This is a genomic window from Kineococcus esterisolvens (assembly GCF_050871405.1).
GTDB lineage: Bacteria > Actinomycetota > Actinomycetes > Actinomycetales > Kineococcaceae > Kineococcus.
This window is the reverse complement of the sequence record NZ_JBJLRI010000027.1, coordinates 13,406-35,805: the sequence shown is the minus strand read 5'-3', so window position 1 is coordinate 35,805 and position 22,400 is coordinate 13,406. Positions and strand designations below refer to the sequence as shown.

The window sequence follows — 22,400 nt, the reverse complement described above, 5'->3', positions numbered from 1 at the left end:
GGCTCGCCGTGCCGAAGAGGCGGGGGTGAGGACCGTGGGACCCGTGAGCGTGCGGGAGGTGCTGCGCGGCCCGGGCGTGCGCAGCGTCTTCCAGCCGATCGTCGACCTGGACGGCGGCCACGTCGTCGCCTACGAGGCGCTGGTGCGGGGTCCGGCCGGCCCGCTGGAGCGCCCCGACCGGCTGTTCGCCGCCGCCCGCGCCGAGGGGCTGCTGGCCGAGCTGGACGAGGCCTGCCGCGCCGCCGCGTTCCGCGGCGCGCTGGGGTCCGGGCTGCTCGCCCCCCTGACGCTGTTCGTCAACGTCGAGCCGGAGGTCCTGGACAGCGCCCCCCTGCAGGAGCTGCTCGCCCTCGCCGAGCGAGCACCCGGGCAGCTGCGCGTCGTCGTGGAGATCACCGAGCGGGCCATCGCGGCGCGGCCTGCGGAGCTGCTGCGCACCGTCGCGCGGGTGCGCGAGCTCGGCTGGGGCGTCGCCCTGGACGACGTGGGCGCGGACGCGATGTCGCTGGCCTTCATGCCGCTGCTGGAGCCGGACGTGGTCAAGCTCGACCTGCGGCTGGTGCAGCAGCGCCCCGGCGCCGACGTCGCCGAGATCATGCACGCCGTCAACGCGTACGCCCAGAGCAGCGGTGCCACGGTCCTCGCCGAGGGCATCGAGGACGAGCGGCACCTGAGGACGGCGCGGGCGCTGGGCGCCCACCTGGGGCAGGGCTGGTTGTTCGGCCGCCCCGGTCCCGCCCCCGTGCCGGGCCTGCGCCCCGGCACCCTGCGGCTGCCGGCCCCACCCGTCCCCACCGGGTTCGCGGCACCTCCCTCGTCGGCGTCGTCGGCGCCGTCCCCGTCGCCGTTCGCGCTGCTGCCCGCCGGCACCCCGCTGCGGCGCTCGCCGAAGGCGCTGCTGATCGAGCTGTCCAAGCAGCTGGAGCGCGAGGCGCTGCGCATCGGCCCCACGTGCGTGGTGGCGTCCACGTTCCAGCAGGCGCGGCACTTCACACCCGCCACCCGCAGCCGGTACCGCGACCTGGTGCAGCGCACCGGGTTCGTGTGCGCGCTGGGGGAGGGGCTGCCCGCCGAGCCGGTGCCCGGCCTTCGCGGTGCGGACCTGGCCGAGGACGACCCGGTGCGCGGGGAGTGGGACGTCGTGGTGCTCGGCCCGCACTTCGCCGTGGCGCTGCTGGCCCGCGACCTCGGCGACAGCGGGCCCGACGCCGAGCGCACCTTCGAGTACGCCCTGACGTACGAGCGGGCCACCGCGGTGGCTGCGGCGCAGGCGCTGCTCTCGCGCGTCGCACCGCGCACCGCCGCGCCCGGGGACGCCCCGGCGACCGCACCCGCGCCCGCGCCCGCCGCGACCGGGCCCGCCCACCCCGCCGAGCGCCCCGCGCCGGTGCCGGCCGCGGACGCGCCGGCGTTCAGCCGGCTCGTGCACCGCGTGCTGGGCACCACCTCCCACGGGGTGACGATCTCCGACGTGACCCGCCCCGACCAGCCGCTGGTGTACGTCAACACCGCGTTCGAGGCGCTGTCGGGCCTGCGCGCGGAGGAGGTGCTGGGCCGCAACTGCCGGTTCCTGCAGGGCCCGGACACCGACCCCGTGGCGCTGGCGGAGATCCGCGCGGCCGTCGCCGCGGGCGAGGAGTGGCACGGCGTCCTGCTCAACCACCGCGGCCCCGAGCGCACGCCGTGGTGGAACGAGGTCCGCCTGGCGCCGGTCCTGGACCCCGCCGGGCGCGTGGTGCAGTACGTCGGCCTGCAGGACGACGTCACCGAGCGGGTGCGGGCCCAGCGGGCCCTGGAGGAGGAGCGCGAACGCGCCCGGGAGCTGGCGCACACCGACCCGCTGACCGGCCTGCCGGACCGCCGCCGCACCGCCGAGCAGGTCGAGGCGGCCCTGGCCGCCGACCCGCGCCGCGTGGCGCTGCTGCTGTGCGACCTCGACGGGTTCCGGGCCGTCAACGACCGCTTCGGTCACGCCGCCGGCGACGACCTGCTGGTGGTGGTGGCGCGGCGGCTGCTCCGGGAGCTGCCGCCGGGCGCCTTCGCGGCGCGGCTGGGCGGCGACGAGTTCATCGCCGCGCTGACCGGCCTGGACCCCGCCGAGGCGGTGGCGCGCGCGCACGAGGTCGCCACCCGCCTGGCGCGCGCCGTCGCCGACCCGCTCGCGCTGCGGGGGGTGGAGGTCTCGATCTCCGCCAGCGTGGGCGTCGGCGTGGCCGCCGGTGCGGGGGAGGGGTTCGACGCCCTGCTGCAGCGGGCCGGTGCGGCGGTGCGCGAACGCCGGCGGCGGGTGCGGGGTGAGCGTTCCGCGGCCTCGCGGGGCTGAGGGGGCCGGTGCGGCCGCACGGGTGCCGGAGCGGGTCGTCCACCGACCCTTCCTGACGCTGAGTGACAGCTCGATCGCTCGTGGGCGTCCGTCGTCCCGGCACGGGTCAGCGATCCTCCGAGGAGGTCGCCCGGCGGGTCGCCGATGGGCGACACTCCTGCGGGGGTCCCGCGCGCCCGGCGCCGCGGGAGCACGCACGCACCGCTTCGAGCAGGGGGAGGAACACGCATGGGTAGCCACGTCGTCGTCGCAGGCGGGGGCATCGTCGGCCTGTCCACGGCCTGGGCGCTCAGCCAGCGCGGCCACCGGGTGACCGTCCTGGAGAAGGAGGGCCGGGTCGCCGAGCACCAGACCGGCAACAACTCCGGCGTCATCCACTCGGGCCTGTACTACGCGCCCGGCAGCCTGAAGGCCACACTCGGCACCGTCGGCGCGAAGTCGATGCGCGAGTTCGCCGAGGACCACGGCGTCGCCGTCGACATCTGCGGCAAGCTCGTCGTGGCCACCACCACGCAGCAGGTCCCGGCGCTGCGCCGCCTGCTGGAGCGCGGCCTGGCCAACGGCGTGCCCGTGCGGATGATCTCCCCCGAGCAGGCCCGCGAGTTCGAGCCGCACGTCAGCTGCGTCGCCGCGCTGCGCGTGGAGAGCACCGGCATCGTCGACTACCGCGGTGTGTGCGACACCCTCGCGCAGCTCGTGGAGAAGGACGGCGGCGAGATCCGCTTCGGCTCCGAGATCGTCGGGGTCTCCTCCACGTTCCGCTCCGTCACCGTGCAGACCACCACCGGCGAGGTCACCGGCGACGTGTTCGTCAACTGCGGCGGCCTGCAGTCCGACCGCATCGCCCGCCTGGCGGGCCTGGAGCCCGAGGTGCGGATCGTGCCCTTCCGCGGGGAGTACTTCGAGCTGACCCCGCAGCAGTCGCACCTGGTCAAGGGCCTCATCTACCCGGTGCCGGACCCGACGCTGCCGTTCCTCGGCGTCCACCTGACGAAGATGGTCAACGGGGGCGTGCACGCCGGCCCGAACGCCGTGCTGGCGCTCAAGCGCGAGGGCTACACCTGGCGCGACGTCTCCGCCGGCGACCTGCTCGACACGTTCCGCTGGCCCGGCACGTGGAAGCTGGGGCAGAAGTACTGGCGGACCGGCATCGACGAAGTGCTGCGCTCCGCCTCCCGCAAGCGTTTCCTGGCCAGCCTGCGCGAGCTCGTGCCGGCGCTGGCCGACGACGCCCTCGTGCCCACCCACGCCGGGGTGCGTGCGCAGGCCCTGCACCGCAGCGGCGCGCTGGTGGACGACTTCTACTTCGAGCGCGGCATCCGCCAGGTGCACGTCCTCAACGCCCCCTCGCCCGCGGCGACCGCGGCGCTGGAGATCGGCCGGCGCATCGCCGACGAGATCGACACCGAGGTCTGACGGGCTCAGCAGCACCTCACGAGCGCCCGGTCGCCCCGTCCACGGGGGGCCGGGCGCTCGTGCGCCCGGAGCCCGGTCGCCGGGACGGGCGGGTCGTGGACGCCGCTCGACAGGTGCGCTCCGTGCGCTGCTGATCGCTCCGGGTCGTTGACAGGGGGTGTCGCGCGGCCATAGACAACGCACAGCGGATCCTCGGGAAGCGGTTCCCGAGGTCACCCCCGCCGCACGCGTCCCCGCCCCCTCGGCGCGTCGTCGCCGCCTGCTCCTGGAGCCCCATGCGCACCTCCGCACCCCGTGAGCGCCGCACCGCCCGCTGGCTCACCGGCCTGTCCGTCCTCCCGCTGACCGCGACCGTGGCGCTCGCCGGTGGCCTGCCCGCCACCGCCGCGCCGCTCGACCCGCTGGCGCCGCCGCCGTGCACCACCGAGGTGCGCCAGCTCCCGATCAACGAGTTCACCAGCCACGCCGAGCTCGGCAACGAACTGCGGCGCATCGAGGCCGTCAGCGAAGGGCGGCTCACCGTCTCCGAGATCGGCCGCTCGAACCGGGGCCGGGAGATCTGGGCCGCGACCGTCGGCACCGGCGACAAGGTGATGCTCCTCAACGCGGAGATCCACGGCAACGAGAAGGTCGGCCCCGACGCCGTCCTGCGCGTCCTGGACCGGCTCGCCACCTCCGACGACCCGTCGACCCAGCGGTTGCTGTCCTCGGTCACCGTCGTCGCGGTGCCCAAGCTCAACGTCGACGGCGCCGAGCTGGACCGCCGCGGCAACGACCGCACCTGGGCCGAGGTGGTCGCGCAGTTCCCGCAACTGGCCCCCAGCCAGCCCGCCTGGAACTACATCCAGCGCCTCCAGCAGGGCGACGACTACATCACCCGGCCCGGTTTCGACCTCAACCGCGACTTCCACGCCGACCTCGGTCACGTTCCCGACCCCGCCGACCTGCCGGGTACCCCCCAGGACTTCGGGTGGTTCCTCAACCCCGAGTCGCAGGCGCTGCGCGACCTGTACCTGGACCTGCAGGAGCGCTTCGACGGCGTGGACGGGTTCCTCGACATCCACCACCAGGGTGCCTGCGTCGCCCGCGACGACACGAACGAGCTCATCGACGTCGCCGTCGACTACCCGCCGCTGCCGGACTGGGAGTTCGAGCCCGGCGGCAAGTACGCGGAGTACCAGAACGCGCAGGACTCCTCGCGCCAGCTGGCCCTCTCGGCGTTCAACGGCATCGAGCAGGCCGGTTTCCTGCCCGTGCGGTACTCCCACGCACCCGAGCGCGACCTGCCCGGCCAGGCCCGTTCGGCGTTCGCGCTCAACGGGACCCGCACCGTGCTGTTCGAGATCCGCGGCCAGAGCCAGACCCTCGGGCAGGCCGGCCGCGAGCGGTTCACCCGTGCCACCGTCGCGGGCATCGAGCGGATGCTCACCGACCTGGCGACCGGGGCCGTGGACCGCCTGGACCCGCGCGCCTACGAGACGCTGCCCGACAGCGTCCAGCTCACCCCGGACGGGCAGGTCGTCCCGGACGTGCAGAGCGACGCCGAGGTCGACTGACCCCTCGACCTGACGGTCCCGGGCTGCCGCCCGGCCGGACCCGTCGTACCCTCGCCGGGGTGACGGGCCGGAAGCCGGGCGGCAGCTCCTTCGAGAGCTGGGTCGAGCGGCAGGTGCGCGAGGCCGCCGAGCGCGGCGAGTTCGACGGCCTGCGCGGGGCCGGGCAGCCGCTGCGCCACCTCGACCGGCCGTTCTCCGCGGAGGAGTGGGCCGCCGAGAAGGCCCGCCGGGAGGGTTTCGACGTCTCGGCGATGCTGCCCCCGGCGCTCGCGCTGCGCCGCGAGCGGGAGGAGCTGCTGCGCGACGCCGGGCGACTGCGCTCGGCCGCCGACGTCGACGCGGTCGTGGCCGGCTTCAACGACCGGGTGCGCGAGCTGTACCGGCGCCCCGCCGACGGGCCTCTCGTCGTGGTCGCGCTGCTCGACGCCGCCGAGGTGCGCGAGCGGTGGGAACGGGCTCGCCCCGCTCCGGCCCCCGCCCGGGAACCGCCCGCCGCGGTGGTGCGGCGCCGCCGGTGGTGGCGCCGCGCGCGGTGAGCGCACCGGTGCCGAAAGCCGTAGCGGCGCTCCGGCAGCGCCGCTACGGTCCCCGGCGTGCACGCCGACTTCGACCCCGGTGTCCCGACGACCGGCCGCGTGCGACTGCGCGACGGGCGCGTCCTCGCCCACGCCGAGCACGGCGACCCGGGCGGCCGTCCCGTCCTGCTGGTGCCCGGTGCTGCGTCCGGTGGCCTCGTCACCCCCGGCGAGGGGCCGCTGCGCCACCTCGGCGTCCGGCTGGTCACCGTGGAGCGCCCCGGTCTGGGCGCCTCCGACCCGTGCCCCGGGGCGACGTTCACGAGCGTGGCCGAGGACCTGCGCGAACTCGTCGCCTCCCTCGGGACCGGGCCCGTGCCGTGCCTGGCGCACTCCCAGGGCGCCCCCTTCGGGCTGGCTGCCGCCGCGGCGGGGGTGGTCAGCCGCCTGGTGCTCGTCTCCCCGGCCGACGAGGTCGCCCGCCCGGAGTTCCGCACGGCTCTGCCGCCGGGTTTCGCCGCCCTCGTCGACCTCGCCGCCCGGGACCCCGGGAGGGCCTACGACGCCTTCGCCGGGTTCACCGCGGCCTCGATGTTCGAGCTGGTCCTCGGCCGCGTCGCCCCCGCCGACGCCGCCACCTACGGCCGGGGGGACTTCCGCGCCTGGTTCCGACGGGTCCTCGACGACGGTTTCCGGCAGGGACCGGACGCCTACGCGCGCGACACGGTGCTGGCCGTGCGCGAGTGGGGCCTGCCGCTGGAGGCGATCGCCGTCCCCGTCGAGGTGTGGCACGGCGACCTGGACGGCACCCACTCGCCCGACGTCGGCGCCACCCTGGCCGCGCGGGTCCCCGGCGCCCGGCACCGCGTCGTCGCCGGCGCCGGCGGATCCCTGCTCTGGTCGCACGCCGAGGACGTGTTGCGGGCGGCGCTGGGCCCAGCGGTCGCCCTCGCCGCCGCAGCCGGGGAGACTGGGGGCGCACCCGACCTCGCGGAGGCACCGTGACCCCGGCCCTGTCCGCCGTCGTCCTCAACGACCACGCCCCCGCGCGGTTCACCGCCGCCGTGCGCGAGGTCGAGGCCGCCGGCCTGCGCACCGCCTTCACCTACGACCACCTGTCCTGGCGCGACATGCGCGAGGGCCCGTGGTTCAACGCCGTGCCGCTGCTGGCCGCAGCGGGTGCGGCGACGAGCACCGTGCGGCTGGGCACCCTCGTCGCGTCCCCGAACTTCCGGCACCCGGTGACGTTCGCCTCCGAGGTGATGACGCTGGACCACGTGTGCGGCGGGCGGTTCGAGCTGGGGGTGGGCGCGGGCACGTCGGCGCACGACGCCGCCGTCCTCGGCGCCGGGGCGCTCACGCCCGGGCAGCGCCAGCGCCGCTTCGAGGAGTGGACGGCCCTGCTGGTCCGGCTGCTCTCGCAGCGGGTCACCGACGAGCGGGGCGAGTTCTTCACCGCTCACGACGCGCGCGCCGTCCCCGGGCCGCTGCAGCCGGGCGGGGTGCCCGTGACGATCGCCGCCGCCGGGCCCCGGGGGACGGCCTTCGCCGCCCGTGCCGGGGACGCCTGGGTCACCTACGGCGACCCGTCGGCGGCCGGTGCCGAGGCGGTCACCGCCGGGTACGTCGAGGCGGCCGGGCGGTTCGAGCGCACCCTCCGCGAGGTCGCCCCCGGCCGATCGCCGAGGCGCCTGGCCCTGGTGGGCCGCGACGAGACGGCCGTCTTCGCCCGCTACCGGGAGTTCGCGGAGCGGCTGGCGGCGGCGGGGTTCGACGAGGTCGTCGTGCACTGGCCCCGCCCCGACGGCCGCGGCGTGCCCGCCCGTGCGCTCGCGGGCGTCCTGCGCACCCACGGCCTCGCCGTGCCCCCCACCGCGGCGGTCTGACCGGTCACAGCCGCTCCCACAGCTGCGACCAGACCAGTTCGGCGGCGCCGGTCAGCGGGCCGTCGTCGCCGAGGGCCGCCGGCACCAGGGCGGGCGGGGCGCTGCGGCGCGAGCGCATCAGGCCGTCCTCGCAGGCGCCGCGCACCTCGTCGGGCACGACCGCCAGGAGCCGGGCGGCCAGGCCGCCGAGGGTGACGAGGTCGGCGTCCAGCGCGTTGACGAGGCCGCCGGCGCCGCGCCCGAGCGAGGTGCCGACCGCGCGGGCGGCGTGCAGGGCGTCCTCGTCGCCCGCGGCGGCGCGCTCCAGCGCCCGCCGCGCGTAGGACACGGGGTCCCCGGGCGGGGCCTCGCCGAGGGCGCGGGCGAACGCGGTGCCGTCCAGGGTGGTGCCCCAGCAGCCGTGGGCGCCGCACGGGCAGCGCACGGCGGGGTCGCCGAAGGGCACGTGGCCGAACTCCCCGGCCAGGCCGTGGGCGCCCTCCAGCGGGTGGCCGCCGGTGGTGACGGCACCCCCCAGACCGGCGTCCACGTGCAGGTGCAGGTGCACCGCCGCGCCGGTGGCGGCCCCGCGGCGCGCCTCCCCGACGGCGGCGAGGGTGGCGTCGTTGCCGGCCAGGAAGACCTCCCCCTCGGCGGCCAGGGCGGCGCGCAGGTCCAGGCCGCGCCAGCCGAGGATCGGCGCGTCGAGGAGGTGCCCGTCGTGCACGAGGCCGGGCACGGCCACGCCCAGCCCCCGCACCCGCCCCGGCGCCCTGCGCCGCAGCCGGCCCGCGGCGGCGCGCACGGCACGCAGCACGGCGGTGCCGTCGCCGCCGTCGTGGGTGCCGCGCTCGGTGGCGACCGGTGCGCCGCCGAGCGCGACGGCGCCCACGGCCCAGCCCTCGTGGCTGACGACGGCACCGAGGACGAGCGGTCCCGCCCGGTGGGGGACGAGGTGGCGGGTGGGGCGCCCGCGACCACCGCCGGGGGCGGCGGGGCGCTCGTCGATCAGGTGAGCGGACGTCAGGCGGGCCACGAGGTCCGCGGTCGTCCCTGTGCCCGTGCCCAGGGTCCGGGCGGCTTCGGCCCGGGTGAGGTCCGGTCGCTCGTGGGCCAGGCGCAGCAGCTCCTCGCCCCGGGCCGTCAGCGTGCCCACGGGTACCGCCCCCTTTTGCTCGCTCTCAGAGTATTTTGGTGCGGTGCGCACCGGCGACCAGGCTTCCACGACCACCACCGGCGCCGGCGCGCCCCGCCGGCTCCCCGTGGGCACGCTGGCCCTGCTGTCCGCGGCGGTCGCCGCCGCCGTCAGCACCGAGGTGATGCCCGTCGGGCTCCTGCCCCAGCTCGCCGACGCGTTCGCCGTGCCCGAGGACCGCATCGGGTGGTGGATGTCCGCGTACGCCCTCGTCGTCGCGCTCGGCGCCGTCCCCGTGACCGCCCTGGTCGCGCACCGCTCACCGCGCGGGGTCCTCGTCGCGCTGCTGCTGGTGTACGCCGCGGCCAACGGCCTCGTCGTCGTCGCCGGCACCACCGGCGGCTACCCGCTCGCGCTCACCGCGCGCCTGCTCGGCGGGCTCGCCCACGCCGGGCTGTTCTCCGTCGCGGTCGCCACCGCGGTCGCCGTCTCCCCGCCCGGGCGCTCCGGGCGCGCCGTCGCCCTCGTCAACACCGGCATCACCCTGGCCCTGGCCCTCGGCGTGCCCCTGGGCAGCGCCGCCGGGACGGCCTGGGGCTGGCGCTGGGCCTTCGCCGCGACCACGGGTGCGCTCCTGCTGCTCGCCGCGGCCGCCGCCGTCCTGGTGCCCGCCCGCGCGCCCGGGACCGGCCTGCCCGGTCCGCGCACCGGCGAGCACCCGCGACGCGGCGGGGGCGGCGTGCTGGCGGCGTTGCGCGGGCGCCGCCTGCTCCTCGTCGCCCTCACCACGGCGGTGCTGACCCTGGGGCACTACAGCGCCTACACCTACGTCACGCCGCTGCTGCTGCGCGCCGGCGTCGGCGAGGGGGCGGTGAGCCTGGCGCTGCTCGGCTACGGGCTGGCCAGCTTCGCCGGTCTGCTCCTGGCCGGTGCCACCGCCGACCGCCACCCGCTGGCCGCCCTGCGCGCCGTGGTCGCCGTGGTCGCCGCGTGCCTGCTCGCGCTCGCGCTCGGATCCGGCCACGCCGCCGCGACCGTCGCGGCCGTGGTGGTCTGGGGCGCCGCGTTCGGGGCGCTGCCCTCCCTGCTGCAGACCGCCGCGCTGCGCGCCACCGACGTGCCCGGGGCGGCGCCGGCCGTCGTGAACTCGATGTTCAACGTCGGCATCGCCGCCGGCGCCTGGGTGGGCGGGCGCGTCCTGCTCGGCGCCGGCCCCGTCCCGCTCGCCCTGACGGGGGCGGCGCTGGCCGTCACCGCCCTCGCCGTCGCGTCGCGCCTCGGCCCCGCGCTGGCCCGCTGACCGGAGCGGGCCGGGGACGGCAGGAGGCCCCCGGCCGGGTGGGCCGGGGGCCTCCCGCAGAGGCGTACGAGGTGGCCGGGTCAGCCCTTCAGGCCGGTGCCGGCGACACCCTCGACGATGCGGCGCTGGAAGAGCAGGAACAGGATCACCAGCGGCAGGGCGCCGAGGATGGACGACGCCTGGATGTCGGAGTAGCGCTGGCCGAACGAGCCCTGCACCGTCGCCAGGCCGACCGGGATGGTCATCAGCTCCGGGTTGGAGACCACGAACAGCGGCAGCAGCAGGTTGTTCCAGACGTTGACGAACGCCAGGATCGCCATCGCGGAGACGACCGGCTTGGACAGCGGCATGATGATGGAGCGGTAGATGCGCCAGAAGCCCGCGCCGTCGATGCGGGCGGACTCCTCCAGCTCCTTGGGCAGGCCGTCGAAGAACTGCTTGAAGACGAACACCGCGATGACGTACGGGACCTGCGGGAGGATCACCGCCCAGTAGGTGTTGAGCAACGAGACCGCGTCGAGCATCTGGAAGATCGGCACCACCAGCACCTGGTTGGGGATCATGATGCCGGCGAGCATGAGGATGAAGACCAGGCCGCGCCCGCGGAACTGCAACCTGGAGAGGGCGTATCCGCTCATCGACGCGAACACGACGGTCAGCGCGGTGGTGACCGCGGCGGTGAAGAAGCTCGCCAGGTACCAGTCCCAGATGGCGCCGTCGCGCAGGATGTTGGCGTAGGGCTCGAACGTCACGCCGCCGTGGGCGAGGATCTCCTCGGCGCCGACCGCGGACACGCTGTTCGGCGTCAGCGACGTCTTGATTGCCCACAGGCTGGGGATCAGCCACAGGACCGCGAAGACGCCCAGGACGACGCCGCACACCACGTTGAAGGCGCGGGTGCTGTTCTTCGACGAGTCCGTCACCCGGCGCGGCGGCGGAGCCGCGGCCGAGATCCCGGGGGTGCGGCGCGACGCGCTGCTCGTTCCGGTCGCCATGTCAGGCCCTCCTCTCCTGCGCGCGGTCGATGAGATGCCGCAGCACTGCGATGATCACGATGACGATGAACAGCAGCACCGACGCGGCCGAGGCGGCACCCACGCGGAAGTCCGTGAAGGCCGACGTGGTGATGAGCCCGAGCGCCACCTCCGTCGAGATTCCCGGGCCACCGCCGGTCATGAGGTAGACCTGGTCGAAGATCTTCAGGCTGGCGATGATCTGGAGGAGCACGACGAGCGTCGTCGTGCGGCTGAGCATCGGGATGGTGATCCACTTGATCTGCTGCCACGGTGAGGCGCCGTCCAGGGCGGCCGCCTCGTAGAGCTCGCGCGGGATGTCCTGCAGCCCCGCGAGGTAGAGGATGAAGTTGAACCCGATCGTCCACCAGACCGTGGTGACGGCGATGCCGACCATGGCGATGCTCGGGGTGCCGAGCACGGGCGCCGGGTCACCCACGCCGAACCAGCCCTGGACCACCGCGAGCAGGCCGCTGGCCGGGGTGTAGATGAAGTTCCAGATGAGCGCGATGGCGGCGGACGGCAGGATGAACGGCACGAAGAACGCCAGCCGGAAGAGCGCCTGGCCCCGCCGGACGCGGTTGGCGAGCACGGCGAACACGAAGGAGAGGATCACCAGGGGCGGCGTCGTGTAGAGCGTGAACTGAAGGGTGTGCCACATCGCCGACCAGAACTCCGGCCGGGTGAGCATCTCCTGGTAGTTGCCGAACCCCGCGAAGGAGCCGAAGCCCTCCTGGACGATCGAGGTGTTGAAGAAACTGGCGATGACCATGTAGATCGTCGGCCAGATGAGGAACAGCACGTAGAACAAGGCGAAGGGTGCGATGAACAGCCAGGCGGGCCTGGTGTCGCCCGCGCGCATCCTGTCCTTCTTCAGCGGCTGGGAGGCGGCCACGCCGGGTTGCGTGATGGTCGATGCACTCACGAGCGGCTCTCCTGTCGGCGCGAGCGGGTCTGCGGCGCGGCGGTCATGACAGCGGGTCCGCCGTGTCGGCGTAGGTCTGCAGTTGCGAGCGCATGCTGGCGATGGCCTCCTGCGGGGTGGCGATGCCCTGCATCACCAGGCCGATCTGCGCGCCGACGATGGTCTCGAAGTTCGACCCCGAGCCGGAGTACCAGGCGGGGGAGTCGTACACGGCGTAGTCGGCGGCCTGCACGTAGCCGGACTGCGGGACCAGCTCCTGGTACTCCGAGCTGCGCAGCGCGGGCAGGTACGCCGGGACGTGGCCGCCCTTCGCCCACGCCAGGCTCTGGTCGAGCATCGACTTGACGAAGCCCATCGCCCGCTGCAACTGGTCCGGGCTGCGCTCCATCGTCGGCAGGACGAAGGCGTGGGAGTCGGCCTGGCAGGCCGGCTGGTCGAACAGCTGGGGGACGGGCACCATCCCGAACTCCAGCCCGTCGACGCTCTGGGCCGTGGTGATCTCCCACTCGCCCTGCAGGTAGAAGGCCGACTGCCCGGTGAACATCAGCGTCTGCGACCCGGCGTAGTCGGTCGTCTCCGGCATCAGCCCGCTCTCGGTGAGGCTGCGCAGGTACGCCAGCGTGTCCGCCACCAGTTCCTCGTTGAACGTCAACTCGGTACCGCCCTCGGCCAGGAACGGGGTGCTGCCGGTGCGCTGGGAGTACAGCGTCTGGAAGAAGCGCCAGGGCGTCGCGGTCTCGCTGACCGTCGCCACGCTGGCGCCGTAGGCCCCGGTGACCTCCTTCGCCGCCGTCAGCGCCGCCTCCCACTGCTCGGTGCCCTCGATGGTCACGAGCTGGTCGTCGGCGTCGAGGAGCCCGGCCTCCCGGCACACGCCCTTGTTGTAGAAGAGCACGAACGGGTGGGTGTCCAGCGGGATGGCGTAGGCCCGGCCCTCGACCTGCACCGCCTCCCACACCTTCGGGGTGAAGTCGTCCGGCGACAGGTCCACCAGGGCGAGCACCTCGTCGGTGATCTCGCTCAGCAGGCCGGCGCGGGCGAGGTTCGTCGCCCGCGTCGCGTGGGCGACGGCCACGTCCGGGGGCTTGTCGCCCAGGGTCGCCAGCGAGACCTTCGTGTAGTAGGGGTTGCCCCAGGCGAACGTCGCGGACTGCAGCGAGGACGGGCCGCCGTGCTGCCTCTCGTACTCCTCGAGCATGAGCTGCAGGCGCGCGCCGTCACCGCCGCCGAAGAGGTTCCAGAAGGTCACGGTCCCGGGCGCGAGTTGGGTGCCCGCGACACCGGCCGCGAAGGGCGTGCCGCACCCGGAGGTCGTCGCGGCCAGCCCGAGGCCGCCGGCGGCGAGGCCGCCGTGGAGGAGGGAGCGCCGGGTGAGTGCCCGGCGTCCTGGTGCAGGTGGAGAACTGGTCACGCCGTCCGTCCCTCGACCGGGCGGGGACTCCGATGTCCCCGCTGGTGCTCTCGGACGCTAGCACCTGCCTGCAACGTTGTCAGGGCTCCGGGGAGGTGTTGCCCGAACCGTGACGGCGGCGCCATGCTGCCGGTGATCCACCCCTCGACGAGGAGGCACCCGTGCCCGAGGCCACCGGCCGCTCCGACCACCCCCGCGACGTCCCCCGGCCGGAGCACCCGCGCCCCTCGGTGCGCCGCCCGGACTGGCTGTGCCTGAACGGCCGCTGGGGGTTCGAGGTCGACGCCGGTGACTCCGGCCTGGAGCGCGGTCTGCTGGATCGCCCCCTGGCCGGGGCGATCACCGTGCCGTTCGCGCCGGAGTCGGAGCTGTCGGGGGTGGGGACCACGGACTTCCTGCCCGCGGTCTGGTACCGCCGCGAGGTGGAACTGCCCGGGGAGTGGGCCGGCCGGCGCACGTTGCTGCACTTCGGGGCCGTCGACCACGACGCCACCGTGTGGGTGGACGGCGAGGAACTGGCCCGCCACCGCGGCGGCTTCACCCCGTTCACGGTCGACCTGGGCCACCGCCGCGGCACGGTGACGGTCGTGGTCCGCGCCCGCGACAGCAGGTGGGGTCCTCAGGCGCGCGGCAAGCAGTCCACCCGCTACGCCAACTACGAGTGCTTCTACACCCGCACCACCGGCATCTGGCAGACGGTGTGGCTGGAGCCGGTGCCCGACGTCTCCCTGGCGCGGCCCAGGATCACCCCGGACGTCGCCGGCGCGGCGTTCCACCTGGAGCAGCCGCTGCGCCGCTCGGGAACCGGACGGGCGGGGGAGCGCGCCGGCTGGAGCCTCCGGGTCACGGTGTCCGACGCGGACGGCGAGGTGCTGACCGCCTCCGTGCGCGCCGACCTGGACCTGTCGCCGCGGCTCGCGCTGGCGCTGCCGCAGGGGCGGGTGCGGCTGTGGTCGCCGCAGGACCCGCACCTGTACGACGTGCGGATCGCCCTGCTGGACGCGGGAGGCGCCGAGGTGGACGCGGTGGACACGTACGCGGGCCTGCGCTCGGTCTCGATCGACGGCGAGGCCGTGCTGCTCAACGGCGAGCCGGTGTTCCAGCGCCTCGTGCTCGACCAGGGCTACTGGCCCGACGGGCTGATGACCGCCCCCAGCGACGCGGCGCTGGTGCGCGACATCGAGCTGTCGCTGGCGGCGGGGTTCAACGGCGCCCGGCTGCACCAGAAGGTCTTCGAGGAGCGCTTCCTCTTCCACGCCGACCGCATGGGGTACCTGTGCTGGGGGGAGTTCGGCGACTGGGGCGCCGCCGAGCGCGGCACCGAGCTGGACCGGGAGTTCCAGCGCCCCACCGCGTCCTTCGTCACGCAGTGGCTGGAGGCCCTCGAGCGCGACCACTCGCACCCCGCGCTGATCGGCTGGTGCGGCCTGAACGAGACCTACCAGCGCATCACCGACCGGATCACCGTGCTGGACGACGTCACCCGCGGGATGTTCCTGGCGGCCAAGGCGATGGACACCTCCCGTCCCGTCCTGGACGCCTCCGGGTACTCGCACCGCGTCGCCGAGTCCGACGTGTGGGACTCGCACAACTACACGCAGGACCCCGTCGAGTTCGCGCAGGAGGTCGGTGGGCTGGCGCGGGGCGCGGCGCACACCAACCGGGGCGAGGAGGGGCAGGAGTGGTCGGTGCCCCACGGCGGTCAGCCCTGGTTCTGCAGCGAGTTCGGTGGCATCTGGTGGCGCCCGGACACCGAGGCGAGCGACTCCTCCGTGGACCGCGGCGGGGAGTCCTCCTGGGGGTACGGGCGGGCGCCGCGCAGCGAGGAGGAGTTCCACGAGCGCTTCGCCGGCCTGACCGCAGCCCTGCTCGACGACCCGCTGGTGTTCGGCTACTGCTACACCCAGCTCACCGACGTCTTCCAGGAGCAGAACGGGATCTACTCCTTCGACCGCTCCACCAAGCTGGACGTGGAGCGGGTGCGCGCCGCCCAGCAGCGCCCCGCGGCGATCGAGCAGGCGTGGCGCTCCCGGGCGGACGGGCCGGGGCGCGCGTAGGGTCCGGGCCATGGAGTACCGACGACTCGGACGGTCGGGGCTGCGCGTCTCGACGATCACCATGGGCACGATGACGTTCGGCGGCAGGGGCGCCTTCGCGAACGTGGGGAACACCGACGTGGCGCAGGCCCGCCGCCAGGTGGACCTGGCGCTGGAGGCGGGGGTGAACCTCTTCGACACCGCGGACATCTACTCCGACGGCGTCAGCGAGGAGATCACCGGGGAGGTGCTGCAGGGCCGCCGCGACGACGTCCTCATCGCCACCAAGGCGCGCATGGTCACCGGACCGGGCCCCAACGACGGCGGCGCCTCGCGCTACCACCTCGTGCGCTCGGTGGAGCGCAGCCTGCGCCGCCTGCGCACCGACCACCTGGACCTGTACCAGATCCACGAGTGGGACGGGCAGACCCCGCTGGAGGAGACGCTGGAGGCGCTGGACACGCTCGTGCGCTCCGGCAAGGTCCGCTACGTCGGTGCCTCCAACTACGCCGGCTGGCAGCTGATGAAGGCGCTGGCGGTGGCCGACGCCCGCGGCTACCAGCGCTACGTGTCCCAGCAGATCCACTACACGCTGCAGGCGCGCGACGCCGAGGACGAGCTGGTGCCGCTGACGCTCGACCAGGACCTCGGCATCCTGGTGTGGAGCCCGCTCGCCGGCGGGCTCCTGTCGGGCAAGTACCGCCGCGACCGCAGCGCACCGGAGGGCTCGCGGCACCTGAGCGAGTGGAGCGAGCCCCCCGTGCACGACGAGGGCAAGCTGTTCGACGTCGTCGACGTGCTGGTCGAGGTCGGCGAGGCGCACGGCGTCTCGGCCGCGCAGGTGGCGCTGGCCTGGCTGCTCGGCCGCCCCGGCGTGACGTCCCTGGTGATCGGCGCGCGCACCGAGGAGCAGTTGCGCGACAACCTCGCCGCCGCCGACCTGGAGCTCACCGGCGAGGAGCGCCGCCGCCTGGACGAGGTGAGCGCCGTGCCGCTGCGCTACCCGCACTGGCACCAGGCCGCCACCGCGAAGGACCGGCTGTCCGCCGCCGACCTGTCGCTGCTGGGGCCGCACCTGAGCTGAGCTGAACCCGGGCCGGGGCCCGACCGGCCCCGGCCCGGTCCGGTCGTCACTGTGAGCGACGACTACTATGCGCAGGAGCACCCGGCCCAGACCTCGCCGGGCGTGCACCCGGCGCGGCCGTGCGCCCGGGAGGCGTCGTACGGAGGTCCCACCCCCATGCAGGACAGCGCCCTGGCGCGCGAGCAGCGGCAGGAACCGGCGGCCGAGCAGGAGCGGGAGCTGGAGCGGCTGCGCACCGAGGTCGCGCAGCTGCGCGCGGCCCTGGAGCGCCGCCCGGTCATCGACATGGCCAAGGGGGCCGTGATGGCGGTCGCCCGGTGCGACGAGGGGACCGCCTTCGAGCAGCTGTCGCGGGTCTCGCAGCGGCACAACGTCAAGCTGTTCGACCTCGCCAGCGCCCTGCTGCAGGACCTGCCGGCCGCCGACGTCCCGCCCCGCGAGCAGCTGCCCGTGCCCGCCACCGTGCGCGACGCCCGCGAGCTCGCCGCGCGGCACTGGACGCGCGCCTGAGCGGACGGGGTCCCCGGCTCCACCGGGGACCCCGTCGCGTCAGGTGCCCGGCCCGGCCACGACGGTGGTGTCCCGGCCCGCGCGCTTGCCGCGGTACAGGGCTCCGTCGGCGCGCGCGAGCACCTCGGCCGCCGACGCCCCCGGCGCCCACTGCGCGATCCCGATCGTCGCGCTCTGGCCGTGCGGCACGACCGCGCGGATCCGGTCGGCCACCCGCACCGCCTCCGCGGAGCCGCACCCCGGCAGCGCCAGCACGAACTCCTCACCGCCCCAGCGGGCCAGGGTGTCCACCTCCCGCAGGCACGCGCCGGCCGCCGCGGCGAACTCGCGCAGCAGCACGTCGCCCTCCAGGTGGCCGAAGGTGTCGTTGTAGCGCTTGAAGTGGTCCAGGTCGATCAGGGCGAACGTCAGCGCGGCGCCGGTGCGCTCGGCCCACGCGATCTCCCGGGGCGCCACCTCGTCCCAGCACCGGCGGTTGGCCAGGCCCGTCAGGGCGTCGCGCTCGGCCGCCCGCGCCAGGCGTGCCAGCAGGTCGGCGCGCTCCACGGCGTGCGCGGCCTCGCCGGCGAAGGTGCGCAGCAGCGAGGCCACCGCGGGCGGCAGGGCCGGCAGGGCCCGGTGCCACACCACGCCGAGCACCCCGAGGGGCTCGTCGCCGCGCAGCAGCACCGGCTGCCAGACCGCGGAGGCCGCGCGCACCGACCGCGCGAGCCCCGGGGCGGTACCGGGGTGGGTGGCCAGGTCGGCGGCGAACAGCTGCTCCCCGTCCAGGAACGCCGTCGCCGTCGGGCTGGAGCGGGAGGAGACGTCCACCCGCAGGCGCAGGTGCTCGTCCGCGCCGGTCGACGCGGTGGAGACGAGGGTGTGCGCCGCCTCCGGCTCCAGCAGGTGCACCGCGTCCGCGCCGGTGAGCTCGCGCACCGCCTCGCACACCGCCCGGCGGGGGTCCTCGGCCGTGGCCACCGCCCGCGAGGCGCGCGCCAGCGCCTCCACCTGCTCGGCGTGCTCGGCGAGCTGCGCGTGCGCCTCGGCCAGCGCCGCCTCGCGCCCGCGGGCGGCGGTCACGTCGTGCATCGCCACGACCGCGCCCAGCAGGTTCCCCGTGGCCGTGGACATCGTGCGGGCCGTGCACAGCACGGTGCGCTTCGGGCCCCCGAACGGGACCACGACCACCTCGGCGTCCACGACCTCCTCCCCGCGCAGCGCGCGCTGCAACGGGGAGTCCTGCGCCGTGAGCAGCGTGCGCCCGTCGGGCCGGTACAGGCCGTAGTGGGCGGGCTGGTCCTCCGCGTCGAGGTCGTCGCGGACCGGCTGCCCCAGCCAGCGGATCGCGGTGTCGTTGCCCATCTGCAACCGGCCCTCGGGGTCGGCGACGAGGATGCCCACGTCCACGGTGGCCAGCACCGCCTCGGTCAGCTCCCGGCGGTGCTCCACCTCGGCCATCACCAGCTCGGCCAGGGTGCGCTGCTCCTCGGGGTCCAGGACATCGCGGTGGTCCTCGCCGGCCCGCTGCTCCAGCAGCGGCACCAGCAGCTGCGCCACGTCCTCCAGCCGGGCGAGGGCCAGCGGGCCCGGGTCCGGCACGTGCAGGCACAGCGCGCCCAGCGGCACGCCCCACGCGGTGACCACGGGCACGCGGGCGCACGTGCACGCGGCCCCCGGCTCCAGCGTGCACGGCTCGTCGCCCGTCAGCAGCTCCACGTCGCCCGGGGTCAGGCCGGCGGCGGCCGCCGCCAGGCGCAGGGCGGCCGAGGTCGCGGCGTCGTGCGCACGCGCGGGGGCGCTGCCCGTGCTGGTCGTCACGTGCCCCTCCGTCCCCGTCGCGCACCGGTCCTGCGTCCCTGCTCCATCGGCGCCCGCGGGGGCGGGGTTGAGCGGCGCCACCCGTCCGGGCCCTTCCCGGCCCGTGCACCGGCCGGGCTCAGGCCAGGTCCACCGTGAGCGCCAGGTGGTCCGACAGCGGCAGGCGGCGCGACCCCGCCCCGTCCACCCGCAGCGGGGTGGGGGCGTCACCGCCCACCAGCACGTGGTCGAGCTGGCGCTCGGGCGCGTGCGCGGGGAACGTGTCGGCCCGCACGAGCGGGCGCATCCCGCTGCCGCGGCGCACCGCCTCCGGTTCCAGGTTCAGGTCGCCCATGAGGACCACCGGTGCGGGGGAGCGGTGCAGCGTGCGCGCCAGGCGCCGCAGTTGCCAGGAGTTCCAGCCGGGGACGAACGACAGGTGCGTGCTCGCCACCGTCAGGCAGCGGCCGGTGGCCGGCTCCTCCACGACGGCCACCACGGCCACGCGCGGTTCGTCGCTCACCAGCTGCGGGCGGCGGCGGCCGGGGAAGACCACCGGCACCGTCCAGGGCACCGACGGAAGGCGCACCACCTCCCACGAGCGCACCGGCAGCCGCGACAGCAGGGCGATGCCGTAGGCGGCCTCCTCCGGCTGCTCGCGGCCCGTCGCCGCCATCCACGTGGCACCCGGCGTGCCGGACAGGGCGGCCACGAACCGGTGCTCCCGGGCGCCCAGCGCCTCGGCGGCCACCGCGGTCAGGTCCGCCCGCGCGGACCGCTCCTGCGCGCGGTCCACCTCCTGCAGCGCCACCACGTCCGCGTCGAGCGAGGCGATCGCGGCGGCGTAGCGGTCGACGTCCACCCGGTCGTCCTCGAGCGATCTGCCGTGCAGGATGTTGAAGGTCGCCAGTCGCACCCCCCCAGGGTGCGGCACGAGGGCAGGAGGGGCACGGTGGAGAACACGGGCAGCCACGGCGTCGGTGACGGGGAGGTGGACGCGGGCGTCAACGCGACCGCGACGACGATCGAGCAGCGCCGGACGGCGCTGGTGCGGGTCGCCGCCGAGCTCAAGCGCGCCGAGGTGCCGTTCGCCCTGGCCGGCGGGTACGCGGCGTGGGTGCACGGTGCCCCCGAACCCGTCCACGACGTCGACTTCGACCTGCGCGCGGAGGACGCCGAACGCGTGCGCGAGCACTTCCGCGGTTCCGGGTACGAGGTCCTGGCACCGCCGGAGGACTGGCTGTTCAAGGTCCTCAGCGACGGTGTGGAGGTCGACCTGCTGCACCGCGGTGGCGGGGTCCCGGTCGACGACGAACTGCTCGCGCGCGCCGGGTGGACGGAGGTCCTGTCGGTGGAGATGCCGGTCCTCTCCGCCACCGACGTGGTGGTGCACAAGTTGTGCGCGTTCGACGAGCACACCTGCGACTTCGCGCCGGCGCTGCGGGTGGTGCGCAGCATCCGCGAGGCGGTGGACTGGTGGGCCGTGCGCCAGCGCGTCGAGGGACGGCCGTTCGCACAGGCGTTCGTGCACCTGCTGGAGCTCCTGGAGGTGGTTCCCGCGGCCGGCGGCTGACCCGTGCCGGCTGCGGTTGCCGACCCGGTGCGTCGGTGCTCGACTGTGCCCCGCGGGTGCAGCAGATCGCCTGTTCATCGAGCACGAACTGACGCGGAGGGGTTCCGTGACCGCTCTAGTTCCCGACGTCGGTGCTGTCGTCGCAGCGCCGGCCGACACCACCGGTCCGGCCGTCGAGGATCTCGTCGTGGAGCACTTGGACCTGGCGCGGGGGCTGGCCTCGCGCTACCGCAACCGCGGCGAGTCCTGGGACGACCTGGTGCAGGTCGCGTTCCTCGGCCTGGTCAAGGCCGCCCGGGGTTACCACCCCGGTGAGGGTGCCTCCTTCGCCGCGTACGCCACCCCGACGATCACCGGGGAGATCCGCCGGCACTTCCGCGATCACGGCTGGGACGTCCGTCCCCCGCGCCGCCTGCAGGAACTGCGGTCCCGGCTGCGCTCGGTCGAGCGGGACATGGAGCAGGAGAACGCCGAGGTTCCGGACGAGGACGCGCTCGCCGAGCGGCTGGGAGCCTCCGTCCGGGAGGTCCGCGAGGCGCGGTGCGCCGCGGCGGCCTACTCGGCGGTGTCGCTGGACGCCCGGCTGGGTGCCGACGACGACACGACGATCGGCGACACGCTCGTGGCGTCGGGGGACCCCGTCTCCGTGGTGGACGACCTGGCCTCCCTGGCCCCCGCCCTCGCGGAACTGCCGGACCGGGACCGCCGGATCCTGGCGCTGAGGTTCTTCGCCGACGCCACCCAGTCGCAGATCGCGGCGGAACTCGGCATCAGCCAGATGCAGGTCTCGCGTCTGCTGTCCGCGGTGCTGCGCCGTCTCCGCGAGGCCCTCACCGGGGAACCGGTGGGTTCCCCGGTGAGGGCCGTGCCGGCGCCCGCCGTGCCGGTGAGTCACGTCCCCACCCGGGAACCGGGTTTCGCCGCCGAGCGGCTGCGCAGCGTCGGCGAGGGCGTGCCGGCGTGCTCCCGCATCCCCGCGAGCAGTTCCTCGAGCACGTCGGCCGCCGCGTGACGCGGCTGCCAGCCGAGTTCCGTGCGGGCACGGTTGGTGTCCATGAGGGGAACCGACATGCCGAGGTCGAACCAGCCGGGCTTCACGGGGTGGATGCGTGCGTGGTAGGTGCCGGCCACGGCGGCGCGGGCCAGTCCGCGCGGCATGGGGACGAGCGTCCGGGCGTTCAGCGCCCGGCCCAGGTCGCGACCGCCGAGCACGGGTTCGTCGGCGAGGTTGAACGCCCCACCGGCGCGCTGCTCGACGATCCGCACGAGGCCGTCGGCGAGGTCGTCGGCGTGGATCACCTGGAACCGCACCCCCCGCGGCAGCGGCAGCACCGGTAGCGGCACCCGGCCCAGCGCGCGGGCCGGTACCAGCGCCCCGGCGAAGTACCGGGCGATCTCGCTGGCGGAGTCGTGCTGGAACACCAGTGCCGGGCGCACCCGGGTCACGGTGAGCTGCGGCGCCTGGGGTTCGACGACGTCCAGGTGCGCCTCCAGGGCGGCCTTCTCCCGGGAGTACTGGTGGCTCTGGACACCCGTGGTGGGCCAGCGCTCGTCGACCCGCCGGTCGTCGGCGGGGTGCGGGGCGTAGGCGCCGATCGAGGACAGGTGCACCAGGTGGCCCACACCCTCCTCGCGCACGGCCCGCACGAGGGCACGGCTGCCGCCCAGGTTCACGCGGGCCAGCTCCGCGGGGTCCCGGGCCGGCTGGATCAGCCAGGCCGCGTGCACGACGGCGTCGGCGCCGCGCACCACCCGGCGCAGGTCCTCGTACCGGGCGGGGGCGGCGATGTCCAGGGACGTCCAGGTGGCCGTGTCGTAGGGGGGGCGGTCGGCGGGCGGCAGCCGCCGGCCGATCCCGACGACCTCGTGCCCGGCTCCCTCTGCGTTGCGCTGCGCGAGGCGTCGCAGCAGGGCGGTCCCCACGCTCCCGGCCGCGCCCGTGATGACGATCCGCAC

Annotated in this window: 18 protein-coding genes and 1 pseudogene; 12 read left to right on the top strand and 7 right to left on the bottom strand. The window is 75.3% G+C overall.

The features are described 5' to 3' along the window. Positions 1–43: 43 nt before the first annotated feature. The 6 genes from ACRYR8_RS10685 (at position 44) to ACRYR8_RS10660 (ending at position 7,696) form a co-directional block, all read left to right on the top strand. The gene (locus tag ACRYR8_RS10685) at positions 44–2,323 is read left to right on the top strand and encodes an EAL domain-containing protein (protein WP_432484451.1); all 2,280 of its coding nucleotides are present in this window, start codon (positions 44–46) and stop codon (positions 2,321–2,323) included. Positions 2,324–2,551: 228 nt separating this feature from the next. After that, on the top strand, positions 2,552–3,739 hold the full coding sequence (gene lhgO, locus ACRYR8_RS10680; protein WP_432484450.1) for an L-2-hydroxyglutarate dehydrogenase: 1,188 nt from the start codon (positions 2,552–2,554) through the stop codon (positions 3,737–3,739). Positions 3,740–4,014: 275 nt separating this feature from the next. After that, positions 4,015–5,295 (top strand): M14 family zinc carboxypeptidase, encoded by a 1,281-nt coding sequence (locus ACRYR8_RS10675; RefSeq protein ID WP_432484449.1) that lies wholly within the window; start codon positions 4,015–4,017, stop codon positions 5,293–5,295. Positions 5,296–5,354: 59 nt separating this feature from the next. Beyond that, complete coding sequence (locus tag ACRYR8_RS10670) at positions 5,355–5,831, top strand: DnaJ family domain-containing protein (protein WP_242125544.1); 477 nt, start codon at positions 5,355–5,357, stop codon at positions 5,829–5,831. Between the two features lie 57 nt (positions 5,832–5,888). Further along, a complete protein-coding gene (locus tag ACRYR8_RS10665) occupies positions 5,889–6,815 on the top strand; it encodes an alpha/beta fold hydrolase (RefSeq protein WP_432484448.1) in 927 nt (308 codons plus the stop codon). Further along, on the top strand, positions 6,812–7,696 hold the full coding sequence (locus ACRYR8_RS10660; protein ID WP_432484447.1) for an LLM class flavin-dependent oxidoreductase: 885 nt from the start codon (positions 6,812–6,814) through the stop codon (positions 7,694–7,696). The genes ACRYR8_RS10665 and ACRYR8_RS10660 overlap by 4 nt, the downstream gene beginning before the upstream one ends. 4 nt (positions 7,697–7,700) lie before the next feature. Here ACRYR8_RS10660 and ACRYR8_RS10655 read toward each other — a convergent pair whose 3' ends face one another. Continuing rightward, complete coding sequence (locus ACRYR8_RS10655; RefSeq protein WP_432484446.1) at positions 7,701–8,831, bottom strand: ROK family protein; 1,131 nt, start codon at positions 8,829–8,831, stop codon at positions 7,701–7,703. 43 nt (positions 8,832–8,874) lie between these two features. Between ACRYR8_RS10655 and ACRYR8_RS10650 the strand changes: the two genes are divergently transcribed. After that, entirely contained in the window at positions 8,875–10,110 is a 1,236-nt protein-coding gene (locus ACRYR8_RS10650; RefSeq protein ID WP_432484445.1) for an MFS transporter, read from the top strand. An 80-nt stretch (positions 10,111–10,190) separates the two neighbouring features. Here ACRYR8_RS10650 and ACRYR8_RS10645 read toward each other — a convergent pair whose 3' ends face one another. The 3 genes from ACRYR8_RS10645 to ACRYR8_RS10635 are packed head-to-tail and all read right to left on the bottom strand — an operon-like array spanning position 10,191 to position 13,459. Next, complete coding sequence (locus ACRYR8_RS10645) at positions 10,191–11,105, bottom strand: carbohydrate ABC transporter permease (RefSeq protein ID WP_432484444.1); 915 nt, start codon at positions 11,103–11,105, stop codon at positions 10,191–10,193. A gap of 1 nt (position 11,106) precedes the next feature. Then, positions 11,107–12,048 carry a carbohydrate ABC transporter permease gene (locus ACRYR8_RS10640; RefSeq protein ID WP_432484443.1) on the bottom strand — a complete coding sequence of 314 codons (942 nt, stop codon included), beginning with the start codon at positions 12,046–12,048 and terminating at the stop codon, positions 11,107–11,109. 43 nt (positions 12,049–12,091) lie between these two features. Further along, a complete protein-coding gene (locus ACRYR8_RS10635; protein ID WP_432484442.1) occupies positions 12,092–13,459 on the bottom strand; it encodes an extracellular solute-binding protein in 1,368 nt (455 codons plus the stop codon). 161 nt (positions 13,460–13,620) lie between these two features. Here ACRYR8_RS10635 and ACRYR8_RS10630 point away from each other — a divergent pair, with 161 nt between their 5' ends. From ACRYR8_RS10630 to ACRYR8_RS10620, 3 genes are read left to right on the top strand one after another with little or no spacing between them, the layout of a single operon-like run. Next, on the top strand, positions 13,621–15,516 hold the full coding sequence (locus ACRYR8_RS10630; protein WP_432484441.1) for a glycoside hydrolase family 2 protein: 1,896 nt from the start codon (positions 13,621–13,623) through the stop codon (positions 15,514–15,516). Between the two features lie 10 nt (positions 15,517–15,526). Beyond that, the gene (locus ACRYR8_RS10625) at positions 15,527–16,579 is read left to right on the top strand and encodes an aldo/keto reductase (RefSeq protein ID WP_432484440.1); all 1,053 of its coding nucleotides are present in this window, start codon (positions 15,527–15,529) and stop codon (positions 16,577–16,579) included. Positions 16,580–16,630: 51 nt separating this feature from the next. After that, on the top strand, positions 16,631–17,089 hold the full coding sequence (locus tag ACRYR8_RS10620; RefSeq protein WP_432484438.1) for an ANTAR domain-containing protein: 459 nt from the start codon (positions 16,631–16,633) through the stop codon (positions 17,087–17,089). Positions 17,090–17,128: 39 nt separating this feature from the next. Here ACRYR8_RS10620 and ACRYR8_RS10615 read toward each other — a convergent pair whose 3' ends face one another. Together ACRYR8_RS10615 and ACRYR8_RS10610 are read right to left on the bottom strand one after the other, a co-directional pair. Then, positions 17,129–18,892 carry a diguanylate cyclase domain-containing protein gene (locus ACRYR8_RS10615; RefSeq protein ID WP_432484437.1) on the bottom strand — a complete coding sequence of 588 codons (1,764 nt, stop codon included), beginning with the start codon at positions 18,890–18,892 and terminating at the stop codon, positions 17,129–17,131. A 118-nt stretch (positions 18,893–19,010) separates the two neighbouring features. Then, the gene (locus ACRYR8_RS10610) at positions 19,011–19,787 is read right to left on the bottom strand and encodes an endonuclease/exonuclease/phosphatase family protein (protein WP_432484436.1); all 777 of its coding nucleotides are present in this window, start codon (positions 19,785–19,787) and stop codon (positions 19,011–19,013) included. A 36-nt stretch (positions 19,788–19,823) separates the two neighbouring features. Between ACRYR8_RS10610 and ACRYR8_RS10605 the strand changes: the two genes are divergently transcribed. Together ACRYR8_RS10605 and ACRYR8_RS10600 are read left to right on the top strand one after the other, a co-directional pair. Then, positions 19,824–20,444, top strand: coding sequence for a nucleotidyltransferase (locus ACRYR8_RS10605; protein ID WP_432484435.1), 621 nt, complete (start codon positions 19,824–19,826; stop codon positions 20,442–20,444). Positions 20,445–20,550: 106 nt separating this feature from the next. Continuing rightward, positions 20,551–21,264 (top strand): annotated as a pseudogene (locus ACRYR8_RS10600) (sigma-70 family RNA polymerase sigma factor); the annotation flags it as partial. Between the two features lie 71 nt (positions 21,265–21,335). On the opposite strand, the gene ACRYR8_RS10595 reads toward ACRYR8_RS10600, so the two are convergent. Beyond that, positions 21,336–22,400, bottom strand: a complete 1,065-nt coding sequence (locus ACRYR8_RS10595; RefSeq protein WP_432484434.1) for an NAD-dependent epimerase/dehydratase family protein — start codon at positions 22,398–22,400, stop codon at positions 21,336–21,338.